Origin of the sequence: Pseudomonas tensinigenes, assembly GCF_014268445.2 — a bacterium.
Lineage (GTDB): Bacteria > Pseudomonadota > Gammaproteobacteria > Pseudomonadales > Pseudomonadaceae > Aquipseudomonas > Aquipseudomonas tensinigenes.
In genome coordinates, this window is sequence record NZ_CP077089.1 from 243,930 (window position 1) to 261,868 (window position 17,939).

Consider the following 17,939-nt stretch of genomic DNA (forward strand, 5'->3'; position numbering starts at 1 on the left):
CTCAACCCAGCAGCGAAATGTCGGCAACACCGAGGAACAGGCCACGCAGACGCGCCAGCAGCGCGTAGCGGTTGGCCCGCACATTGGCGTCGTCGGCATTGACCATTACCGCGTCGAAGAACGCATCCACCGGCTCACGCAATGCCGCCAGGCGTGCCAGCGATTCGTTGTACTGACGCGCCGCAGCCATTGGCTGTACCGCCTGATCCGCTTGCTGGATCGCCGAGTACAACGAGAACTCGTTGGCGTTGTCGAAATACTTGGCTTGGACTTCGGTCGGCACCGCGCCTTCGAGTTTGCTCAACAGGTTCGATACACGCTTGTTCACCGCCGCCAGCGCTGCCGCTTCCGGCAGTTTGCGGAAGGCCTGCACCGCTTGCACACGCTGGTCGAAATCCAGCGCCGAACCCGGCTTCAGGGCACGGACCGACAGGTAAGTCGCCACTTCAACGCCTTCGTCTTCGTAACGCGCACGCAGACGGTCGAAGATGAATTCCAGAACGGCTTCGTTGAGACCGGCTGCCTTGACCTTGGCACCGAACGCATTCACCGCGAATGCGACGGCGTCGTTCAGGTCCAGATCGAGTTTTTTCTCGATCAGGATACGCAGCACACCCAGCGCCGCACGGCGCAGGGCATACGGGTCTTTGCTGCCGGTTGGCAGCATGCCGATACCGAAGATGCCGACCAGGGTGTCGAGCTTGTCAGCGATCGCGACGGCTGCACCGGTCAGCGTGGCCGGCAGTTCTGCACCGGCACCGCGTGGCATGTACTGCTCGTTGAGCGCCAGCGCGACGTCTTCCGGCTCGCCGTCATTGAGTGCGTAGTAGTAACCGGCGACACCTTGCATCTCCGGGAACTCGCCGACCATTTCGGTGGCCAGGTCGCACTTCGACAGCAGACCGGCGCGGGCAGCCCACGAGGCGTTGCCGCCAATGCGTGCGGCGATGTACGCAGCCAGTTTCGATACGCGCTCGGCCTTGTCGTAGACGCTGCCGAGTTTTTCCTGGAATACCACGTTCTTCAGGCGATCATTGAAAGCTTCGAGTTTCTGCTTCTTGTCCTGCTTGAAGAAGAACTCGGCGTCGGTCAGACGTGGGCGAACCACTTTCTCGTTACCGGCGATGATCTGCTGCGGATCTTTGCTTTCGATGTTGGCCACAGTGATGAAACGTGGCAGCAACTTGCCGTCGGCATCCAGCAGGCAGAAGTACTTTTGGTTGTCCTGCATGGTGGTGATCAGCGCTTCTTGCGGTACGTCGAGGAAGCGTTCCTCGAACGAGCACACCAGCGGCACCGGCCATTCAACCAGCGCGGTGACTTCGTCGAGCAGTGCCGGCGGAACGATGGCCGTGCCTTCCTGACGGGTGGCCAGTTCTTCGGTGCGCTTGCTGATGATTTCGCGACGCTCGTTGGCGTCGGCCAATACATAAGCGGCACGCAGGTCGGCGAGGTAGCTCGACGGCGAACCGATGCGCACGCTTTCCGGGTGATGGAAGCGGTGACCACGGGAGTCACGGCCAGCCTTCTGCGCGAGGATGGTGCAGTCGATGACCTGGTCACCGAGCAGCATCACCAGCCATTGGGTCGGACGCACGAACTCTTCCTTGCGCGCACCCCAACGCATGCGTTTCGGGATTGGCAGGTCGTTCAGTGAATCTTCGACGATGGTCGGCAGCAGGCTCGCTGTCGGCTTGCCGGCGATGCTTTGGCTGTAACGCAGTTTCGGGCCGCTCTGATCGATTTCGCTCAGATCAACGCCGCACTTCTTGGCGAAACCCAGTGCTGCCTGAGTCGGATTGCCGTCAGCGTCGAACGCCGCCTGACGTGGCGGGCCATCGAGGTTGATGCTGCGATCCGGTTGCTGGGTAGCCAGCGCAGTGATCAGCACAGCCAGACGACGCGGTGCGGCGTAGACGGTTTTGGTTTCGTAGCTCAGGCCAGCGGCTTGCAGGCCCTTGTCGATACCGGCGAGGAACGCTTCAGCCAAGGTGTTCAGGGCTTTCGGTGGCAGTTCTTCGGTGCCCAGTTCAACCAGAAAATCTTGCGCACTCATTGTGCTGCCTCCAGCTTGGCCAGTACTTCGTCACGCAGGTCCGGGGTCGCCATCGGGAAGCCCAGCTTGGCGCGAGCCAGCAGGTAGGCTTGCGCAACGGAACGCGCCAGGGTGCGTACGCGCAGAATGTATTGCTGACGCGCGGTCACCGAGATCGCCCGGCGCGCATCCAGCAGGTTGAAGGTGTGCGAAGCCTTCAACACCATTTCGTAGCTCGGCAACGGCAGCGGCTGGTCGAGTTCGATCAGGCGCTTGGCTTCGCTTTCATAGAAGTCGAACAGTTCGAACAGTTTGTCGACGTTGGCGTGTTCGAAGTTGTAAGTGGACTGCTCCACTTCGTTCTGGTGGAACACGTCGCCGTAGGTGACTTTGCCCATCGGGCCGTCAGCCCAGACCAGGTCGTAGACCGAATCCACGCCTTGCAGGTACATGGCCAGACGCTCGAGACCGTAAGTGATCTCGCCGGTCACCGGGTAGCACTCGATGCCGCCAGCCTGCTGGAAGTAAGTGAACTGGGTCACTTCCATGCCGTTCAGCCAGACTTCCCAGCCCAGACCCCAGGCGCCGAGGGTCGGCGATTCCCAGTTGTCTTCGACGAAGCGAATGTCGTGAACCAGCGGGTCGAGGCCGACATGCTTGAGCGAGCCCAGGTACAGTTCCTGGAAGTTGTCCGGGTTCGGCTTCAGGACGACCTGAAACTGATAGTAGTGCTGCAGACGGTTAGGGTTTTCGCCGTAACGGCCGTCAGTCGGACGGCGGCTTGGCTGCACGTAGGCGGCGTTCCAGGTTTCCGGGCCGATGGCGCGGAGGAAGGTCGCGGTGTGGAAAGTGCCGGCGCCTACTTCCATATCGTAGGGCTGAAGTACCACGCAACCTTGCTCGGCCCAGTATTGCTGGAGCGCGAGGATCAAGTCTTGGAAGGTACGCACGGCTGGCGTAGGCTGGCTCACGAAATTCACCTGTTTCTTGGGCTGCGATTTAAAGAGCGGGAGTATACCCGATTCATTGCTGCGCACGCCCCCTGGAGCCTTATGCCACGCTGCTTTTGGTGTACCGAAGATCCGCTGTACATGGCTTATCACGACCAGGAGTGGGGCACGCCGCTACGCGATGCGCAGGGTTTGTTCGAGTTGCTTTTGCTCGAAGGGTTCCAGGCCGGGCTGTCGTGGATCACCGTGCTGCGCAAACGCGAGCGTTATCGCGAGGTGTTGTTCGGCTTCGATGTGCAGCGGGTGGCGCAGATGAGCGACGCCGAAATCGACGAATTGATGCTCGATCCGGGGATCATCCGCAATCGCCTCAAACTCAACGCCGCCCGTCGTAATGCCCAGGCCTGGCTGGCGCTGGAGGACCCGGTGGCGTTCCTCTGGTCGTTCGTTGGCGATCAACCGATCATCAATCATTTCAAGGATCGCAGCGAAGTCCCGGCGATCACCCCCGAAGCGCTGGCGATGAGCAAAGGCCTGAAAAAGGCCGGGTTCACGTTCGTCGGCCCGACCATTTGCTACGCGCTGATGCAGGCCTCGGGCATGGTCATGGATCACACCCAGGATTGCGACCGCTACGCGCAGCTCGTCAACGGCGGTTAGAATGGCCGCCTCGCGCACCGCACAAGATCAGGAGTGACCTGTGGAAAAGTTTAAAGGCGCCTTGCTGGTAGGCGCTCTGCGGCTGTTTGCCCTGCTGCCATGGCGGGCCGTGCAGGCCGTGGGTTCGGCGATCGGCTGGATCATGTGGAAAACCCCCAACCGCTCCCGCGACGTGGTGCGGATCAACCTCGCCAAATGTTTTCCACAGATGGATCCGGCCGAACGTGAACGTCTGGTCGGGCAGAGTCTGAAGGATATTGGCAAGTCGCTGACCGAAAGCGCCTGCGCGTGGATCTGGCCGGCGCAGCGTTCGATCGATCTGGTGCGCGAAGTCGAGGGTCTCGATGTGCTGAAAGATGCCTTGGCCTCGGGCAAAGGCGTGGTCGGCATCACCAGCCACTTGGGCAACTGGGAAGTGCTCAACCACTTCTATTGCAGCCAGTGCAAACCGATCATTTTCTATCGTCCGCCAAAGCTCAAGGCTGTGGACGAATTGCTGCGCAAACAGCGCGTGCAACTGGGCAACAAAGTCGCGGCGTCCACCAAGGAAGGCATCCTCAGTGTCATCAAGGAAGTGCGCAAGGGTGGTGCAGTGGGCATTCCCGCTGACCCGGAACCGGCCGAATCCGCCGGGATCTTCGTGCCGTTCTTCGCCACTCAAGCGCTGACCAGCAAATTCGTACCGAACATGCTAGCCGGTGGCAAAGCCGTAGGCGTGTTCCTCCACGCGCTGCGCCTGCCCGACGGTTCTGGCTACAAAGTCATCCTCGAAGCCGCGCCGGAAGCCATGTACAGCACCGATACCGCCGAATCCTGCGCAGCGATGAGCAAAGTCGTCGAGCGTTATGTCGCGGCGTATCCGAGCCAGTACATGTGGAGCATGAAGCGCTTCAAAAAGCGTCCGCCGGGCGAAGAGCGCTGGTATTGAGCTGATTGGCATGATCTGTGGATAACCTCACTGGCGAGGTTATCCACAACCGTTCATCAAAGGGCGCAACAAGATGTCCGAACAACGCAAATCCTTCCGCATCAAGATCACCCACGACAGCTTTGGCGAGTGCCTCGGACAGACGCGCAACCTGTCGCCTACCGGGGTGTTTGTGCAGCATCCGGTTTTGGCTTCTTTGCCCAAAGGCGCGGTGGTTTACGGCCAGGTGCAGGATTTACCCACAGGCGCGCCACGGGTGCGCATGGAAGTGGTGACAGTGGATGCCGAAGGCATCGGTCTTCGTTACCTTTGATTCACTGCGCCTGACGATCCAGTTTCTTCAGAAACACCGTCATTTCCTTCTCGGCCTGCTTGTCGCCATGGGCGCGGGCCGCTTCCAGACCTTGTTCCCATGCCTGACGCGCGGCGGCGTGATTGCCCAGCGCCAGATGCGCCTTGCCCAATAGTTTCCATGCCGCCGAATACTTCGGATCAAAACCGACACAGCGCTGGAAATGCTCGGCAGCCTTGGCGTTTTCGCCCAGATCCAGATAACCCTTGCCCAGGCCGAAGCGCAGCAGAGAGTTATCCACACCCTTGGCGAGCATTTTTTCCAGGGATTCGAGCATCGGTGGAGTCCTTTCTTGGGTGTCAGGTGTTGATGGGGTTTATTGCGACCGCCTTCGCGAGCAGGGGAAACGCATTCCAAATGTGGGAGCGAGCCTGCTCGCGAAGGCGCCAGTGCCGTCAGCGCAAACCTCAGAAGAAGCTCAACCCCACATGAAACAGCTTCTCCACATCGCGAATATGCTTTTTATCCACAAGGAACAGAATCACATGGTCACCCGCCTCGATCACCGTGTCATCGTGGGCAATGATCACTTGTTCATTGCGGATCACCGCACCAATCGTGGTGCCCGGCGGCAGGCCGATCTTCTCGATCGGTTTGCCGATGACCTTGCTCGACTTCGCATCACCGTGGGCAATCGCCTCGATGGCTTCCGCCGCACCGCGACGCAATGAATGCACGCTGACGATATCGCCACGGCGCACGTGGGCCAGCAGCGTGCCGATGGTCGCCAGTTGCGGGCTGATGGCGATGTCGATGTCGCCGCCCTGGATCAGATCAACGTAGGCCGGGTTGTTGATGATCGTCATGACCTTCTTCGCCCCCAACCGTTTGGCCAGCAACGACGACATGATGTTGGCTTCGTCATCGTTGGTCAGCGCGAGGAAGATGTCGGCGTCGGCGATGTTCTCTTCCAGCAGCAAATCACGGTCCGACGCGCTGCCCTGCAAGACCACGGTGCTGTCGAGGGTGTCGGAGAGATAACGGCAGCGCGCCGGACTCATCTCGATGATCTTCACCTGATAGCGGCTTTCGATGGCTTCCGCCAGACGCTCGCCGATCTGCCCGCCGCCAGCAATGACGATGCGTTTGTAGGTTTCATCGAGACGGCGCATTTCGCTCATCACCGCGCGAATATTCTCACGGGCAGCGATGAAGAAGACTTCGTCATCAGCCTCGATCACCGTATCGCCTTGCGGCAGGATCGGCCGGTCGCGGCGGAAAATTGCGGCGACGCGGGTTTCGACGTTCGGCATGTGCTCACGCAACTGACGCAATTGCTGACCGACCAGCGGCCCGCCGTAATAAGCGCGCACCGCCACCAGTTGCGCCGCGCCTTCGGCGAAGTCGATCACCTGCAACGCGCCGGGATGCTGGATCAGGCGCTTGATGTAGTTGGTCACCACTTGCTCGGGGCTGATCAGCACGTCGACCGGAATCGCTTCGTTCTGGAACAGTTGCTCCTCGCGATTGAGGTAGGACGCTTCGCGCACCCGGGCGATCTTGGTCGGGGTGTGGAACAACGTATGGGCGACCTGGCAGGCGACCATGTTGGTCTCGTCGCTGTTGGTCACCGCCACCAGCATGTCAGCGTCGTCGGCGCCGGCCTGACGCAGCACCGACGGCAGCGAGCCACGGCCCTGCACGGTGCGGATGTCGAGGCGGTCGCCGAGGTCGCGCAGGCGCTCGCCGTCGGTGTCGACCACCGTGATGTCGTTGGCCTCGCTGGCCAAATGCTCGGCCAGCGAACCGCCGACCTGTCCCGCACCGAGGATGATGATTTTCATCCAGTCACTCCATTGAATCCGTTTAGCCGCGCGCGGCAGCGATCTTGATCAGCTTGGCGTAGTAGAACCCGTCATGCCCGCCCTGCTGGGCCAGCAATTGGCGACCATGGGGCTGTTTGATCCCGGCGGCAGTGGCGAGGTCCAGTTCGCGGGCACCTGGCGTACGCTCAAGGAATGCGGCGATGACTTCGGTGTTCTCGGTCGGCAGCGTCGAGCAGGTGGCGTATAGCAGGATGCCGCCGACTTCGAGGGTTTTCCACATGGCGTCGAGCAGCTCGCCTTGCAGTTGCGCGAGGGCAACGATGTCGTCCGGCTGACGGGTCAGCTTGATGTCCGGATGGCGACGGATCACACCAGTGGCCGAGCATGGCGCGTCGAGCAGAATGCGCTGGAACGGTTTGCCGTCCCACCACTTCTCGATATCGCGACCGTCGGCGGCGATCAATTCGGCGTTTAGACCGAGACGCTCAAGGTTCTCCTTAACGCGCACCAGACGCTTGGCTTCCAGATCCACCGCCACCACACCGGCCAGTGCCGGCTCGGCTTCGAGGATATGGCAAGTTTTGCCACCGGGCGCGCAACAGGCGTCGAGCACACGTTGCCCCGGCGCCAGATCCAGCAGGTCGGCGGCCAGTTGCGCCGCTTCGTCCTGCACGCTGATCCAGCCTTCGGCGAAACCTGGCAGGCTGCGCACATCGGCAGCGGCTTCGAGAATGATGCCGTCGCGACTGTAAACGCACGGCGTTGCAGCAATGCCGGCTTCAGTCAGCAAGCCGAGGTAGGCATCGCGGCTGTGATGGCGGCGGTTGACCCGCAGGATCATCGGCGGATGCGCGTTGTTCGCTTCGCAGATGGCTTCCCACTGTTCAGGCCAGAACGCCTTGAGGGATTTTTGCAGCCAGCGCGGGTGAGCAGTGCGCACCACCGGATCACGTTCCAGCTCAGCGAAAATTGTCTCGCTTTCGCGCTGGGCGTTACGCAGCACGGCGTTGAGCAGGCCTTTGGCCCACGGCTTTTTCAGCTTCTCGGCGCAACCGACGGTTTCGCCGATGGCGGCGTGAGCCGGCACGCGGGTGTAGAGCAATTGGTAGAGGCCGACCAGCAGCAACGCTTCGACATCGGCGTCGGCAGCTTTGAACGGTTTCTGCAGCAGTTTCTCGGCCAATGCCGAAAGACGTGGCTGCCAGCGCGCGGTGCCGAAGGCCAGATCCTGAGTGAAACCGCGATCGCGATCCTCGACCTTGTCCAGTTGCGTCGGCAGTGAGCTGTTCAACGAGGCTTTGCCGCTGAGCACGGCGGCGAGTGCCTTGGCGGCGGCCAGACGCGGGTTCATTGCGCGTCCACCGCTGCGCCGAGCACGGTGCCGACAGCGAATTTCTCACGACGGCTGTTGAACAGGTCGCTGAAATTCAACGCCTTGCCTCCGGGCAATTGCAGACGGGTCAGGCACAGCGCCCGTTCACCGCAGGCGACGACCAGGCCGTCCTTGCTGGCGCCGAGGATTTCACCCGGCGCGCCTTTACCGTCGGCGAGTGTCGCCGCCAGCACTTTCAGTGCTTCACCATTGAGGGTGCTGTGGGTGATCGGCCATGGGTTGAAGGCGCGGACCAGTCGCTCCAGCTCAACCGCCGGACGGCTCCAATCGATGCGTGCTTCGTCTTTGTTGAGTTTGTGCGCGTAGGTGGCGAGTTCGTCGTTCTGCACTTCGCCTTCCAGCGTGCCTGCGGCCAGACCGGCAATCGCTTGCACCACGGCCGGCGGGCCCATTTCGGCGAGGCGGTCATGCAGGCTGCCGCCAGTGTCTTCAGCGCTGATCGGGGTGACGACCTTGAGCAGCATCGGTCCGGTGTCGAGGCCGGCTTCCATGCGCATCACGGTCACGCCGCTCTCGGCATCACCGTGTTCCACGGCGCGTTGAATCGGCGCCGCACCGCGCCAGCGTGGCAGCAACGAGGCGTGACTGTTGATGCAGCCCAGACGCGGAATATCCAGCACCACTTGCGGCAGGATCAGGCCGTAGGCGACCACCACCAGCAAGTCCGGTTTCAGCGCGGCCAGTTCAGCCTGTGCATCGGCGTTGCGCAAAGTCGGCGGTTGCAACACCTGGATATTATTTTCCAGGGCGAGCTGTTTGACCGGGCTCGGCATCAGTTTTTGCCCGCGACCGGCCGGACGATCCGGTTGGGTGTAGACCGCAACGATCTCGTAAGGGCTGTTCAGCAGGGCCTTGAGGTGTTCGGCGGCGAATTCCGGGGTGCCGGCAAAAACGATGCGCAGTGGCTCAGTCATGAAGGGCGTCTCATAAAAAGAAAAAGGCTTGCCGCAGCAAGCCTTTGAAGGAGGGGCATCAAGCGTTCTGGCGGTGCTGCTTTTCCAGTTTCTTCTTGATCCGGTCGCGTTTGAGCGTGGACAGGTAATCGACGAACAATTTGCCGTTGAGGTGGTCGCATTCGTGCTGGATGCACACCGCGAGCAGGCCTTCGGCGATCAGTTCATAGGGCTTGCCGTCGCGGTCCAGCGCCTTGATCCTGACCTTTTGCGGGCGATCGACGTTTTCGTAGAAACCCGGTACCGACAGGCAGCCTTCCTGGTATTGGTCCATTTCTTCGGTCAGCGATTCGAACTCGGGGTTGATGAACACCCGCGGTTCGGTGCGGTCTTCGGAAAGGTCCATCACGACGATACGTTTGTGCACGTTGACCTGGGTCGCGGCAAGGCCGATGCCCGGCGCTTCATACATTGTTTCAAACATGTCATCGACCAACTGACGCACTTCGTCGTCCACTACAGCCACAGGCTTGGCGATAGTGCGCAGACGCGGGTCCGGGAATTCGAGGATGTTTAAAATGGCCATAGGCTTTGATTGCTGCACACGTTGAGTAAAGTCGGGCGATGGCCTGGCAGGTCCGAAGATGCAGGCTACCGTTGTGAAGCGTAGCTTGTGCATTTTGCACAAGCGAGCCACGGGGGCTCTGACGGTTCACGCGAATGCACATGATAAAGGGATTCACTGCATGAGGAAAACACTACTCGCCCTGCTGCTGTTGGCCTCGGCCGGCGTGGCGCAAGGGCAAGTGCAACTCAGGGATGGTTTTCCACAGCAATACACGGTGGTTTCGGGGGATACGCTCTGGGACATTTCCGGCAAATACCTGCGCGAGCCCTGGCAGTGGCCACAACTGTGGCGGGCCAATCCGCAAATCGAAAACCCCAACCTGATCTATCCCGGCGACACGCTGACCCTCAGCTATGTCGACGGCCAACCGCGTCTGACGCTCAATCGTGGCGAGTCACGCGGCACCATCAAGCTTTCGCCGCGGATCCGCACCAGCCCGGTAGCCGATGCGATTCCGAGCATTCCGCTGAAATCCATCAACAGCTTTCTGCTGAGCAACCGCATCGTCGACAAGGCCGAAGATTTCGACAAGGCGCCGTACATCGTCGCCGGCGATGCCGAGCGCGTGCTCAGCGGCACCGGTGACCGCATCTTCGCACGCGGCCATTTCGATCCGGATCAGCCGGTCTATGGGATCTTCCGTCAGGGCAAGGTCTACACCGATCCGCAGACCAAGGAGTTTCTCGGGATCAACGCCGATGACATCGGCGGCGGTGAAATCGTCGCCACCGAAGGCGACGTCGCCACTCTCGCCCTGCAACGCACCACTCAGGAAGTGCGCCTCGGCGACCGTCTGTTCAGTGGCGAAGAGCGTTCGATCAATTCGACCTTCATGCCCAGCGCGCCCACGACCAGCATCAACGGCGTGATCATCGATGTGCCGCGCGGCGTCACCCAAATCGGCGTGATGGACGTGGTCACCCTGAATAAGGGCAAGCGCGACGGTCTGGCCGAAGGCAACGTGCTGGTGGTGATGAAAACCGGCGAAACCGTGCGTGACCGCATCACGGGTCAACCGCTGAAAATTCCCGACGAACGCGCCGGGTTGCTGATGGTGTTCCGCACTTACGACAAACTCAGCTATGGCCTCGTCCTTAACGCTTCACGCTCGCTGGCGGTGCTCGACAAGGTGCGAAATCCGTAAGCTTGCTTCACAAGTTACCAACAGAGTTATCCACAGCTTGTTCCGAATGGTTCGGGGCTTATAACGATCAAGGATGATCCATCATGTTGCCTGTCTGTACGCCAGTTTCCCCGGCGGAACTGGAAGCGCGTCTGCGCCTGCACCGCTTGCCCGATGTCGGCCCCAAGCGCTTTGCCAAATTGCTCGAGGCTTTCGGCTCGGCCTCCAAAGCCATCAGCGCGCCGGCCAGCGCCTGGCGTTCCCTGGGTTTGCCGGCGACGTGCGCCGAAGCGCGGCGCTGTCCCGAGGTTCGCGACGGCGCCAGCCATGCAATGCGCTGGCTAGAGCGCCCGGAGCATCATTTGCTGATGTGGGACCAAGCTAATTACCCGGCGTTGCTGGCGCAGATTCCCGATCCGCCACCACTATTGTTTGTTGCCGGTGATCCGTTGATTCTGGAAAAACCGCAACTGGCGATGGTCGGCAGTCGCCGCGCCTCGCGTCCGGGGATGGACACGGCGGCGGCGTTTTCCCGCAGCCTCGCCGGGGCCGGTTTTGTCATCGTCAGCGGTCTGGCATTGGGCATCGATGCCGCTGCGCATCAAGCGGCGCTGGATGTCGGCGGGCTGACTGTCGGTGTGCTTGGCACGGGGCTGGAAAACTTTTATCCACAGCGCAATCGACGCTTGGCTGATGCGATGATTGCCTCCGGCAGCGCGGTGCTTTCGGAGTTTCCGCTGGACGCCGGGCCAACGGCGAGCAACTTCCCGCGCCGCAACCGGATTATCAGCGGTTTGTCACTTGGCGTATTGGTGGTCGAGGCCAGCGTGGCCAGTGGTTCGCTGATCACCGCGCGGCTGGCGGCGGAACAGGGACGCGAGGTTTACGCGATCCCAGGTTCGATCCATCACCCCGGTGCGCGCGGTTGCCATCAGTTGATCCGGGATGGCGCGGTACTGGTGGAAACCATTGAACATATCCTCGAAGCCCTGCGCGGTTGGCAGCATCTGCCGCTGTCCAATGACACGGCGAACGTCGATCACCCGTTACTCAGCCTGCTCCACGCCGCCCCGCACACCAGCGAAGGCTTGGCCGACAGCAGCGGCTGGACATTGCCCAAAGTGTTGGCGGCGCTCACCGAACTGGAAATGGACGGCCGTGCGGTCTGCGAAAACGGCCGCTGGTTGGCCAGGACACGCTAGGTTTTACAAAGAAGATCGGTAAACTGCGCGAAACCTGATTGCGGAGAGTTTTTTCATGGTCAACAGTTGGCGTGTGCAACAAGCCGCACGAGAGATTCGCGCCGGGGCGGTGATTGCCTATCCAACCGAAGCCGTCTGGGGGCTGGGTTGCGACCCGTGGAACGAAGAAGCAGTGGATCGTCTGTTGGCGATCAAGAATCGTTCGGTGGACAAGGGCCTGATTCTGGTCGCCGACAACATTCGCCAGTTTGACTTCCTGTTCGAAGACTTCCCGCAAGAGTGGATCGACCGCATGGCCAGCACCTGGCCGGGACCGAACACCTGGCTGGTGCCGCATCAGAATCTGTTGCCGGAATGGGTTACCGGGGTGCACGACACCGTGGCGTTGCGGGTCAGCGATCATCCGCAGGTGCGCGATCTGTGCTCGATGGTCGGACCGCTGATTTCAACGTCGGCCAATCCGCAGGGGCGCCCGGCGGCTCGCACGCGTTTGCGGGTTGAGCAATATTTCCGTGGGCAGGTGGATCTTGTGCTGGGCGGCAGTCTTGGCGGACGGAAAAACCCCAGTGTCATCCGCGATCTTGCCTCCGGTAGGATCATCCGTCCCGACTGACCCGATATCTTCCTGATTGGCTTGCGAACTCCTCGACTGTATTGGCGAGGAGTTTTTCGCCTGCGTGAGATTTATCCTTTAACTTGTTGCGGAACTTAAACAGTCTGTTGTTTATATGGGTTCTTCGTGTGTCAGATAAATCTATAAGTTAAAATTTTCAGTAACTTTTCCCACGTCATTATCAGAAGTCGCGCAGTGGCGATATTTCTAAAAGCATCCATTATTTCAATGCGCTCAGAAAACTTCGATAAGTTAACGTCTGCGGAGAAGGAATGGATACTACGAACTTACAGCTCAAGGATTATCTGCAGGGGCTTCAAGAGAAATTAATCAGGCAGCACTCTGAATATCGTATCGCTACTCTTGATGCGGGATCAGATGCCCGCGAGTTTGAAAGATTCATCGGGCGGCAGTTTCGTCTCCGATTAAAGCATTACATGCTGACGTCCAGAGCCCGGGCACTTGAAGCAAAGCTGGCGATTTCATCGCGCAGTACGCATTTTCTGCTGTACCAGCGTGAGCAACTGACGGCGGTTTTGAGAGTGACCCCTTCGCCGTTCGAATGGGCTTCATTGACACACCAGTACGTCTCGCCGACCGTGGCGCTGGCGCGGCATGTCGAGTTCAGTCGTCTGATCACACATTCGCAACAACACCGGCCCGTGCCGATCAATGCACTGCTTGCCGCCGCCACTGAATGGGCGATCGATCGCGGATACCAAGGCGTTACCGCCTTGTGCAGATCGCCACAACGGCGGCTGTTCCAGCGTTTTGGCCTGACCCCGATCACCTCTGACTCGCTTCATATCGAACATCGCGCTCGCGGCGATTACTGGCTGCTGTCTGCGCAATGGCGGCAAATCCTCACAGCGCTTCAACAACCCTTTCCCATGAACGCCAACTACCCGGAGAGTCGCGATGAATGCATCCATCAGTTTTGAACAACAGTTGATTCTGCTCGATCAGCGAATCGAAAAAACATGGGCCGATATCCTGGACAACTCCCGGCTGGTGAAGGCGATACGCGAGGGCAGTGTTTCCAGGGCGCTATATGCCATCTATATGATCGAAACCTTTCATTACACCGCGCACAATGCGCGGAATCAGGGGCTGGTCGGTGTAAGGCATGCCGATAACCCTGTTTATGCAAAGTTCTGTTTTGAACATGCTGCGCAAGAAGTCGGTCATGAAAAAATGGCTTTGCATGATGTCATGAGCCTGGGATTGAAAAATGAAACCTTTGATATACCGCCGGCACTTGCAGAAACTGAAGTACTGATCGCTTACTTGTACTGGATTTCTTTCACCGGTAATCCTTTACAACGACTGGGATACAGCTACTGGGCGGAAAACGCCTATCACTTCATCACGCCACTGATAAACCAGTTGAGTGAAACACTGGCGCTGAAACCTGCACAACTGACGTTTTTCATCGCTCATTCAGATATCGATGTCGAGCACTTCAACGAAATCAAAATCATCCTGCAGCGTACCTGCAAGCGCCAGGCTGACTGGGATGCCATCGCCAGCGTGATGGAAACCAGTCTGCGCCTGACCGGCAATATGCTTGAGGCCGTTTATAAGCAATACGAAGCCTGGCAAAGCGGCGATGCGCCCCGCTACGAATTCCTCCATGCCCTGGATAACTCATGACGTCTTCACATGCATTTTCAAAATGGGCAGGGGGAGGTCGAGATGGCTGATTACTTCGAGCGGTTGAACTACTCGCTCGGGGATGAAGACACGGCGCTCGAGTACGCCCTTCTTCCTCAGCATGCCAGGCATGTGGTGGGCGTTGCCGGTTGTGGTGGTCGGCTTCTGCCATTGCTGGCCCGCAGTCCGGCCCGCATGACCTGCGTTGATATCAGTGCGCCGCAACTGGCTTTTACCCGCTTGCGTTTTGCCCTGCTGGAGCAGACCGATCACGAGTCATTCATGGACTTCATGGGTTTCCTGTCGGGGGCCTCTGCGAAACGGCGCCAGTCCATTTTTCGCCATCTGGACCTGCCTCCGCCGGATCGCCGCTGGCTGGCGGATTTGTTTCATTCTCGTCACTGGGGGGCACCGGTGTACATGGGGGCTTTCGAGCAGACTTTGCAGCGGCTGGCAAAGATCAACGGACTGTTCACCGGCAAAGCGGGCCGGGCGATTTTCCAGTGCCGCGACCTCGGTGAGCAATCGGCTTATTACCAACGACACTTCCCCCAAAAGCGCTGGAAGGCCGTGATTGCATTGTTGGGTAATGCAGCGGTGCTCAATTCCCTGCTGTACCGGGGGGCATTTCCTCGCAACAACCTGGGGATCCGATCCCGTGAGGTGTATCTGGGTATTTTCCATACCTTGTTTACCACTCAAGTGGTGCGCGACAGCTTTTTCCTGCAAATGCTGTTCTTCGGTGAACTGCGGTATCCGCAAGGCTTGCCGCTTGAGTGTGATCCGCAGATATTCCAGCGGGCTCGCAAGGCACTCCAGGGGTGCGAGTTGGCCGTGGTTCAGGGCGACATTTTCGACTGCGTTGCCGCGTGCAGGGATGTCGATTTTGCCTCGCTTTCCGACGTGCCTTCATTCCTGCCCCCGGCGATTGGCACCCGTGTCCTGCAGCGAATTCAGCCTGCCTTGGGCAAACATGCGCTGACGGTCATTCGTGGCCATTTGCATGTGGTCAGGCCCGATTGCAATGGCTTCTGCGACGTTACCGCGCAGTTTCAGGACGCAATCGCACGTGAAAAAACCCAACTCTGGCGAGTACAGGTCTACCGCCAGACCTCACCTGTGCAGGTATTTCGATGAATACACCTCATCCGACCGTCAATTGGGTCAAGAACCGCGTTCGCCAGGCCCGTGACGATCAGCAGCAATTATTCGATGCCGGCCTCAATGGCCTGAAGTTGGTAAAGCGCGAGGGCAAGGTCATCGAGTTGGGCAATGGCGAGCGGTTGACCGAGTTTCTCTCATGTTCCTACCTGGGCCTTGAGAGCGATCCCCGCCTGATTCAAGGCGCAGTGCAAGCCGTCGAGTCTTTCGGTGTGCAATTCGCGGCCGCCCGCACCCGAGCGCTACTGCCGCCGATGCGTGAACTTGATGAGCAGTTGAACCGCATATTCCAGGGGCATACGGTGACCTTCAATTCTGTGGGCAGTGCCCATCTCGGTTGTTTGCCGCTATTGGGCTCCGGCGAGTTGCCGTCGTATCCCTTGCGGCGTGGGCCAGGCTGGATCGTTGACCGCGCCGCTCATGCCTCGATGCAAGTGCTGCAAGGCATTCTGTGGCAGTTCGGCCCCGTGCAGCGCTGCGATTGCAGTGATCTTCAGCAAGTCGAAGACGCTTGTTCCACCGCTGTTGCTGCCGGCAATACGCCCATTATCCTGACTGACAGCATTGGCTCGATGCGGGGACTTTATCCCGTCAATCGACTGCTGCAACTGGCTGAGCGCTTTGAGGGTTATCTGTATGCGGATGACGCTCACGGCACTTCGATTCATGGCGCGGTCGGAGGCGGCTATGCCCTTGTTGATGCCACTGAGCCGTTGCGCGCTCGCTTGATCCTGCTTTCGTCATTGTCCAAGGCCTTCGGTGCAACGGGCGGTGCAATTACCGTGCTGACAGCGGCCGATGCCGAGATGATTCGGCGCCATGCGTCGACTTATACCTTCGGTGGGCCGCTGTCCATGGGCGGTGTCGGCGCGGCAGTCGCCTCGGCCAGGATCCATCTTTCTGCACAGCTGGGCCGGTTGCAGGCCTCGCTATGGCGAAATGTGGCGGTCATTGACGATCTGCTCGGGCCGGTACTGGGCAACCATCAGATTGCTTCACCGATACGTTTCGTCCGGGTCGGCGCCGAGCGTGACGCCATCAACCTGGCGTTGCACCTGCGTCGGCAAGCCATCGCGGTCACCACCGCGTTGTTTCCGGTGGTGGCAAAAGGCGAAGCGATCCTGCGGCTGGCTATCAGCGCGAATCATAGCCATGTCCAGTTGGAGCATCTGGCCAGCGCCGTCAACGACGGTTTTGCTGAGTTAGGTATTCGTCAGGGAGAGCCGCGTCATGCGCGTTGACCCGATGATGCATGCCGGTTCGACGGCTGTTCTCGCTGCCGCAACAGAGGCCTTCGCGCTTAAATTGGCCCATGCGCGGTCACTGTCATGGTTCTGCGCATTGTATCCGCAGATGCGGCACGTTCGGACCGCAGAGGATTTGCACCTGTTGCCGATCCTGGCCGTGGAGGACGCACAGGGCGGATTGCTGTTTACGCACCTCGGCGAGGCATCACACCGTGCGGCGGGCGGTGGGCTGACCCTGACTTCGGGTGGCAGCACCGGCAACTGCAAACACATCACCCATTCCTGGGCATTCAACGACAGCATCGTGCCCTTGGGCGCGCGGGTGTTTGGTGCGACCGATGACCCTCCTCGTGTCGTCATCAATTGCCTGACGCCCGGCGAAATGCAGGGCGCCTTCCAATACGCGGCGGGCATCGTCCGGCATATTGGCGCGCGCCTGCTGCCTGCAGGCGCGCTGATGGGTATTCAACGCATAGCCCGGTTGATTCACTCACAAGCGGTCGATGCATTGATCTGTACCCCTTCATTTGCGGCGGCATTATTCAATCATGCCGATGTCGATGAGGCGCAGTTGAGCAGTCTGAGATGGCTTTATTACATTGGAGAACCCTGCCACCAGCCTCTACGCGAGCAACTGGCCCGGGACTGGCCGGCTTTGAGCATACGGTCATTGGGCTATAGCTCGACGGAGACAGGGCCGATCGGCTTCCAGTGCGCGCACCTCGAACATGGTTTCTATCATCTGCATGCGGACGCCATGCTGCTGGAAGTGGTTGATCCCGTCAGTCTGCGAGCGGTGGCCGACGGTGAAACCGGCGAGTTTCTGCTGACGCCTTTGCTGCCCGATCAGGTGCCTTTGCTGCGGTACCGCATTGGCGACCGTGGACGAATCCTGGGCGGGCAATCAGATTGTGCCTGTGGCAGTGCTCTGCCAATACTGGAGCTGCAGGGGCGAGTCGAAACCTCGATCAAACTGGGCGGTGCGATCATCACTCAACGCCAGGTTCTTTGTATCCTCGCAAAGGCGTTGCCCGAACTGCACGCTTCGCATGTGCAGGTGCAAATTGATCGCCAGGCCAACGGTGCGCATCTGCAGTTGCTCATCGCTCAGGAGCGATTACCGGCCGGTGCAGAACGCGTTATCGAAGAGGCTTTACACAATGAGGCGCAGGCGAACGCATTGCTCGGGTTGCCCGGTGTGCTGGGCTTACAGGTGCGGCGTCTGGCTCGTGGTGACTTTGAAACCACCGTGGCTGGCAAAACGCCGTTCTTTGTTGAGGTGCGAGGCGCCCCGGCCAAGTCATGACGCCTGGCCGGGGGCTTCGTCTGCAGGCT

General features: G+C 59.8%; 18 protein-coding genes. 11 read left to right on the forward strand and 7 right to left on the reverse strand.

Annotation, left to right across the window (positions count from 1 at the left end):
- Window position 1: 1 nt before the first annotated feature.
- Complete coding sequence (glyS, locus tag HU718_RS01090; RefSeq protein ID WP_186613182.1) at window positions 2-2,056, reverse strand: glycine--tRNA ligase subunit beta; 2,055 nt, start codon at window positions 2,054-2,056, stop codon at window positions 2-4.
- Window positions 2,053-3,006 (reverse strand): glycine--tRNA ligase subunit alpha, encoded by a 954-nt coding sequence (glyQ, locus tag HU718_RS01095; RefSeq protein ID WP_025112261.1) that lies wholly within the window; start codon window positions 3,004-3,006, stop codon window positions 2,053-2,055. Before glyQ ends, glyS begins: the two co-directional genes overlap by 4 nt.
- Before the next feature lie 81 nt (window positions 3,007-3,087).
- Between glyQ and HU718_RS01100 the strand changes: the two genes are divergently transcribed.
- The 3 genes from HU718_RS01100 to HU718_RS01110 all read left to right on the forward strand — a co-directional run bounded on the left by HU718_RS01100 (window position 3,088) and on the right by HU718_RS01110 (window position 4,886).
- A complete protein-coding gene (locus HU718_RS01100; protein WP_186613180.1) occupies window positions 3,088-3,645 on the forward strand; it encodes a DNA-3-methyladenine glycosylase I in 558 nt (185 codons plus the stop codon).
- Between the two features lie 40 nt (window positions 3,646-3,685).
- Entirely contained in the window at window positions 3,686-4,573 is an 888-nt protein-coding gene (locus HU718_RS01105) for a lysophospholipid acyltransferase (RefSeq protein WP_008084359.1), read from the forward strand.
- Between the two features lie 73 nt (window positions 4,574-4,646).
- Window positions 4,647-4,886 (forward strand): PilZ domain-containing protein, encoded by a 240-nt coding sequence (locus HU718_RS01110; RefSeq protein WP_122593062.1) that lies wholly within the window; start codon window positions 4,647-4,649, stop codon window positions 4,884-4,886.
- A 1-nt stretch (window position 4,887) separates the two neighbouring features.
- Here HU718_RS01110 and HU718_RS01115 read toward each other — a convergent pair whose 3' ends face one another.
- The 5 genes from HU718_RS01115 to def all read right to left on the reverse strand — a co-directional run bounded on the left by HU718_RS01115 (window position 4,888) and on the right by def (window position 9,563).
- Window positions 4,888-5,202, reverse strand: coding sequence for a tetratricopeptide repeat protein (locus HU718_RS01115; RefSeq protein ID WP_150707706.1), 315 nt, complete (start codon window positions 5,200-5,202; stop codon window positions 4,888-4,890).
- A 130-nt stretch (window positions 5,203-5,332) separates the two neighbouring features.
- Window positions 5,333-6,709, reverse strand: coding sequence for a Trk system potassium transporter TrkA (gene trkA / locus HU718_RS01120; protein ID WP_007911861.1), 1,377 nt, complete (start codon window positions 6,707-6,709; stop codon window positions 5,333-5,335).
- 22 nt (window positions 6,710-6,731) lie between these two features.
- Window positions 6,732-8,042 (reverse strand): 16S rRNA (cytosine(967)-C(5))-methyltransferase RsmB, encoded by a 1,311-nt coding sequence (rsmB, locus tag HU718_RS01125; RefSeq protein WP_186613177.1) that lies wholly within the window; start codon window positions 8,040-8,042, stop codon window positions 6,732-6,734.
- On the reverse strand, window positions 8,039-8,998 hold the full coding sequence (fmt, locus tag HU718_RS01130; protein WP_186613175.1) for a methionyl-tRNA formyltransferase: 960 nt from the start codon (window positions 8,996-8,998) through the stop codon (window positions 8,039-8,041). Before fmt ends, rsmB begins: the two co-directional genes overlap by 4 nt.
- Before the next feature lie 58 nt (window positions 8,999-9,056).
- Window positions 9,057-9,563 carry a peptide deformylase gene (gene def / locus HU718_RS01135; RefSeq protein ID WP_007911858.1) on the reverse strand — a complete coding sequence of 169 codons (507 nt, stop codon included), beginning with the start codon at window positions 9,561-9,563 and terminating at the stop codon, window positions 9,057-9,059.
- 160 nt (window positions 9,564-9,723) lie between these two features.
- On the opposite strand from def, the gene HU718_RS01140 reads away from it, so the two are divergent.
- The 8 genes from HU718_RS01140 (at window position 9,724) to HU718_RS01175 (ending at window position 17,910) form a co-directional block, all read left to right on the forward strand.
- Window positions 9,724-10,749: a LysM peptidoglycan-binding domain-containing protein gene (locus tag HU718_RS01140; RefSeq protein WP_186613173.1), complete on the forward strand. Its 1,026-nt coding sequence runs from the start codon at window positions 9,724-9,726 to the stop codon at window positions 10,747-10,749.
- Between the two features lie 80 nt (window positions 10,750-10,829).
- Window positions 10,830-11,930 carry a DNA-processing protein DprA gene (gene dprA / locus HU718_RS01145; RefSeq protein ID WP_186613419.1) on the forward strand — a complete coding sequence of 367 codons (1,101 nt, stop codon included), beginning with the start codon at window positions 10,830-10,832 and terminating at the stop codon, window positions 11,928-11,930.
- A gap of 55 nt (window positions 11,931-11,985) precedes the next feature.
- Entirely contained in the window at window positions 11,986-12,543 is a 558-nt protein-coding gene (tsaC, locus tag HU718_RS01150) for an L-threonylcarbamoyladenylate synthase type 1 TsaC (RefSeq protein ID WP_095119679.1), read from the forward strand.
- A gap of 272 nt (window positions 12,544-12,815) precedes the next feature.
- Window positions 12,816-13,484: a GNAT family N-acetyltransferase gene (locus HU718_RS01155; RefSeq protein ID WP_095119678.1), complete on the forward strand. Its 669-nt coding sequence runs from the start codon at window positions 12,816-12,818 to the stop codon at window positions 13,482-13,484.
- Entirely contained in the window at window positions 13,462-14,196 is a 735-nt protein-coding gene (locus HU718_RS01160; protein WP_150728928.1) for an iron-containing redox enzyme family protein, read from the forward strand. Before HU718_RS01155 ends, HU718_RS01160 begins: the two co-directional genes overlap by 23 nt.
- A 42-nt stretch (window positions 14,197-14,238) precedes the next feature.
- Complete coding sequence (locus tag HU718_RS01165) at window positions 14,239-15,333, forward strand: DUF3419 family protein (protein ID WP_224796928.1); 1,095 nt, start codon at window positions 14,239-14,241, stop codon at window positions 15,331-15,333.
- Complete coding sequence (locus tag HU718_RS01170; protein WP_095119675.1) at window positions 15,330-16,598, forward strand: aminotransferase class I/II-fold pyridoxal phosphate-dependent enzyme; 1,269 nt, start codon at window positions 15,330-15,332, stop codon at window positions 16,596-16,598. The genes HU718_RS01165 and HU718_RS01170 overlap by 4 nt, the downstream gene beginning before the upstream one ends.
- Window positions 16,588-17,910, forward strand: coding sequence for a phenylacetate--CoA ligase family protein (locus HU718_RS01175; protein ID WP_225936832.1), 1,323 nt, complete (start codon window positions 16,588-16,590; stop codon window positions 17,908-17,910). Before HU718_RS01170 ends, HU718_RS01175 begins: the two co-directional genes overlap by 11 nt.
- The last annotated feature ends 29 nt before the right edge of the window (window positions 17,911-17,939 follow it).

What these genes read in the sequence shown, in the direction of transcription:
- glyS (WP_186613182.1), bottom strand. Translation starts at nt 2,056, where the DNA reads ATGAGTGCGCAAGATTTTCTGGTTGAACTGGGCACCGAAGAACTGCCA.
- HU718_RS01100 (WP_186613180.1), top strand. Translation starts at nt 3,088, where the DNA reads ATGCCACGCTGCTTTTGGTGTACCGAAGATCCGCTGTACATGGCTTAT.
- HU718_RS01110 (WP_122593062.1), top strand. Translation starts at nt 4,647, where the DNA reads ATGTCCGAACAACGCAAATCCTTCCGCATCAAGATCACCCACGACAGC.
- HU718_RS01115 (WP_150707706.1), bottom strand. Translation starts at nt 5,202, where the DNA reads ATGCTCGAATCCCTGGAAAAAATGCTCGCCAAGGGTGTGGATAACTCT.
- trkA (WP_007911861.1), bottom strand. Translation starts at nt 6,709, where the DNA reads ATGAAAATCATCATCCTCGGTGCGGGACAGGTCGGCGGTTCGCTGGCC.
- rsmB (WP_186613177.1), bottom strand. Translation starts at nt 8,042, where the DNA reads ATGAACCCGCGTCTGGCCGCCGCCAAGGCACTCGCCGCCGTGCTCAGC.
- fmt (WP_186613175.1), bottom strand. Translation starts at nt 8,998, where the DNA reads ATGACTGAGCCACTGCGCATCGTTTTTGCCGGCACCCCGGAATTCGCC.
- def (WP_007911858.1), bottom strand. Translation starts at nt 9,563, where the DNA reads ATGGCCATTTTAAACATCCTCGAATTCCCGGACCCGCGTCTGCGCACT.
- HU718_RS01140 (WP_186613173.1), top strand. Translation starts at nt 9,724, where the DNA reads ATGAGGAAAACACTACTCGCCCTGCTGCTGTTGGCCTCGGCCGGCGTG.
- tsaC (WP_095119679.1), top strand. Translation starts at nt 11,986, where the DNA reads ATGGTCAACAGTTGGCGTGTGCAACAAGCCGCACGAGAGATTCGCGCC.
- HU718_RS01155 (WP_095119678.1), top strand. Translation starts at nt 12,816, where the DNA reads ATGGATACTACGAACTTACAGCTCAAGGATTATCTGCAGGGGCTTCAA.
- HU718_RS01160 (WP_150728928.1), top strand. Translation starts at nt 13,462, where the DNA reads ATGAATGCATCCATCAGTTTTGAACAACAGTTGATTCTGCTCGATCAG.
- HU718_RS01165 (WP_224796928.1), top strand. Translation starts at nt 14,239, where the DNA reads ATGGCTGATTACTTCGAGCGGTTGAACTACTCGCTCGGGGATGAAGAC.
- HU718_RS01170 (WP_095119675.1), top strand. Translation starts at nt 15,330, where the DNA reads ATGAATACACCTCATCCGACCGTCAATTGGGTCAAGAACCGCGTTCGC.
- HU718_RS01175 (WP_225936832.1), top strand. Translation starts at nt 16,588, where the DNA reads ATGCGCGTTGACCCGATGATGCATGCCGGTTCGACGGCTGTTCTCGCT.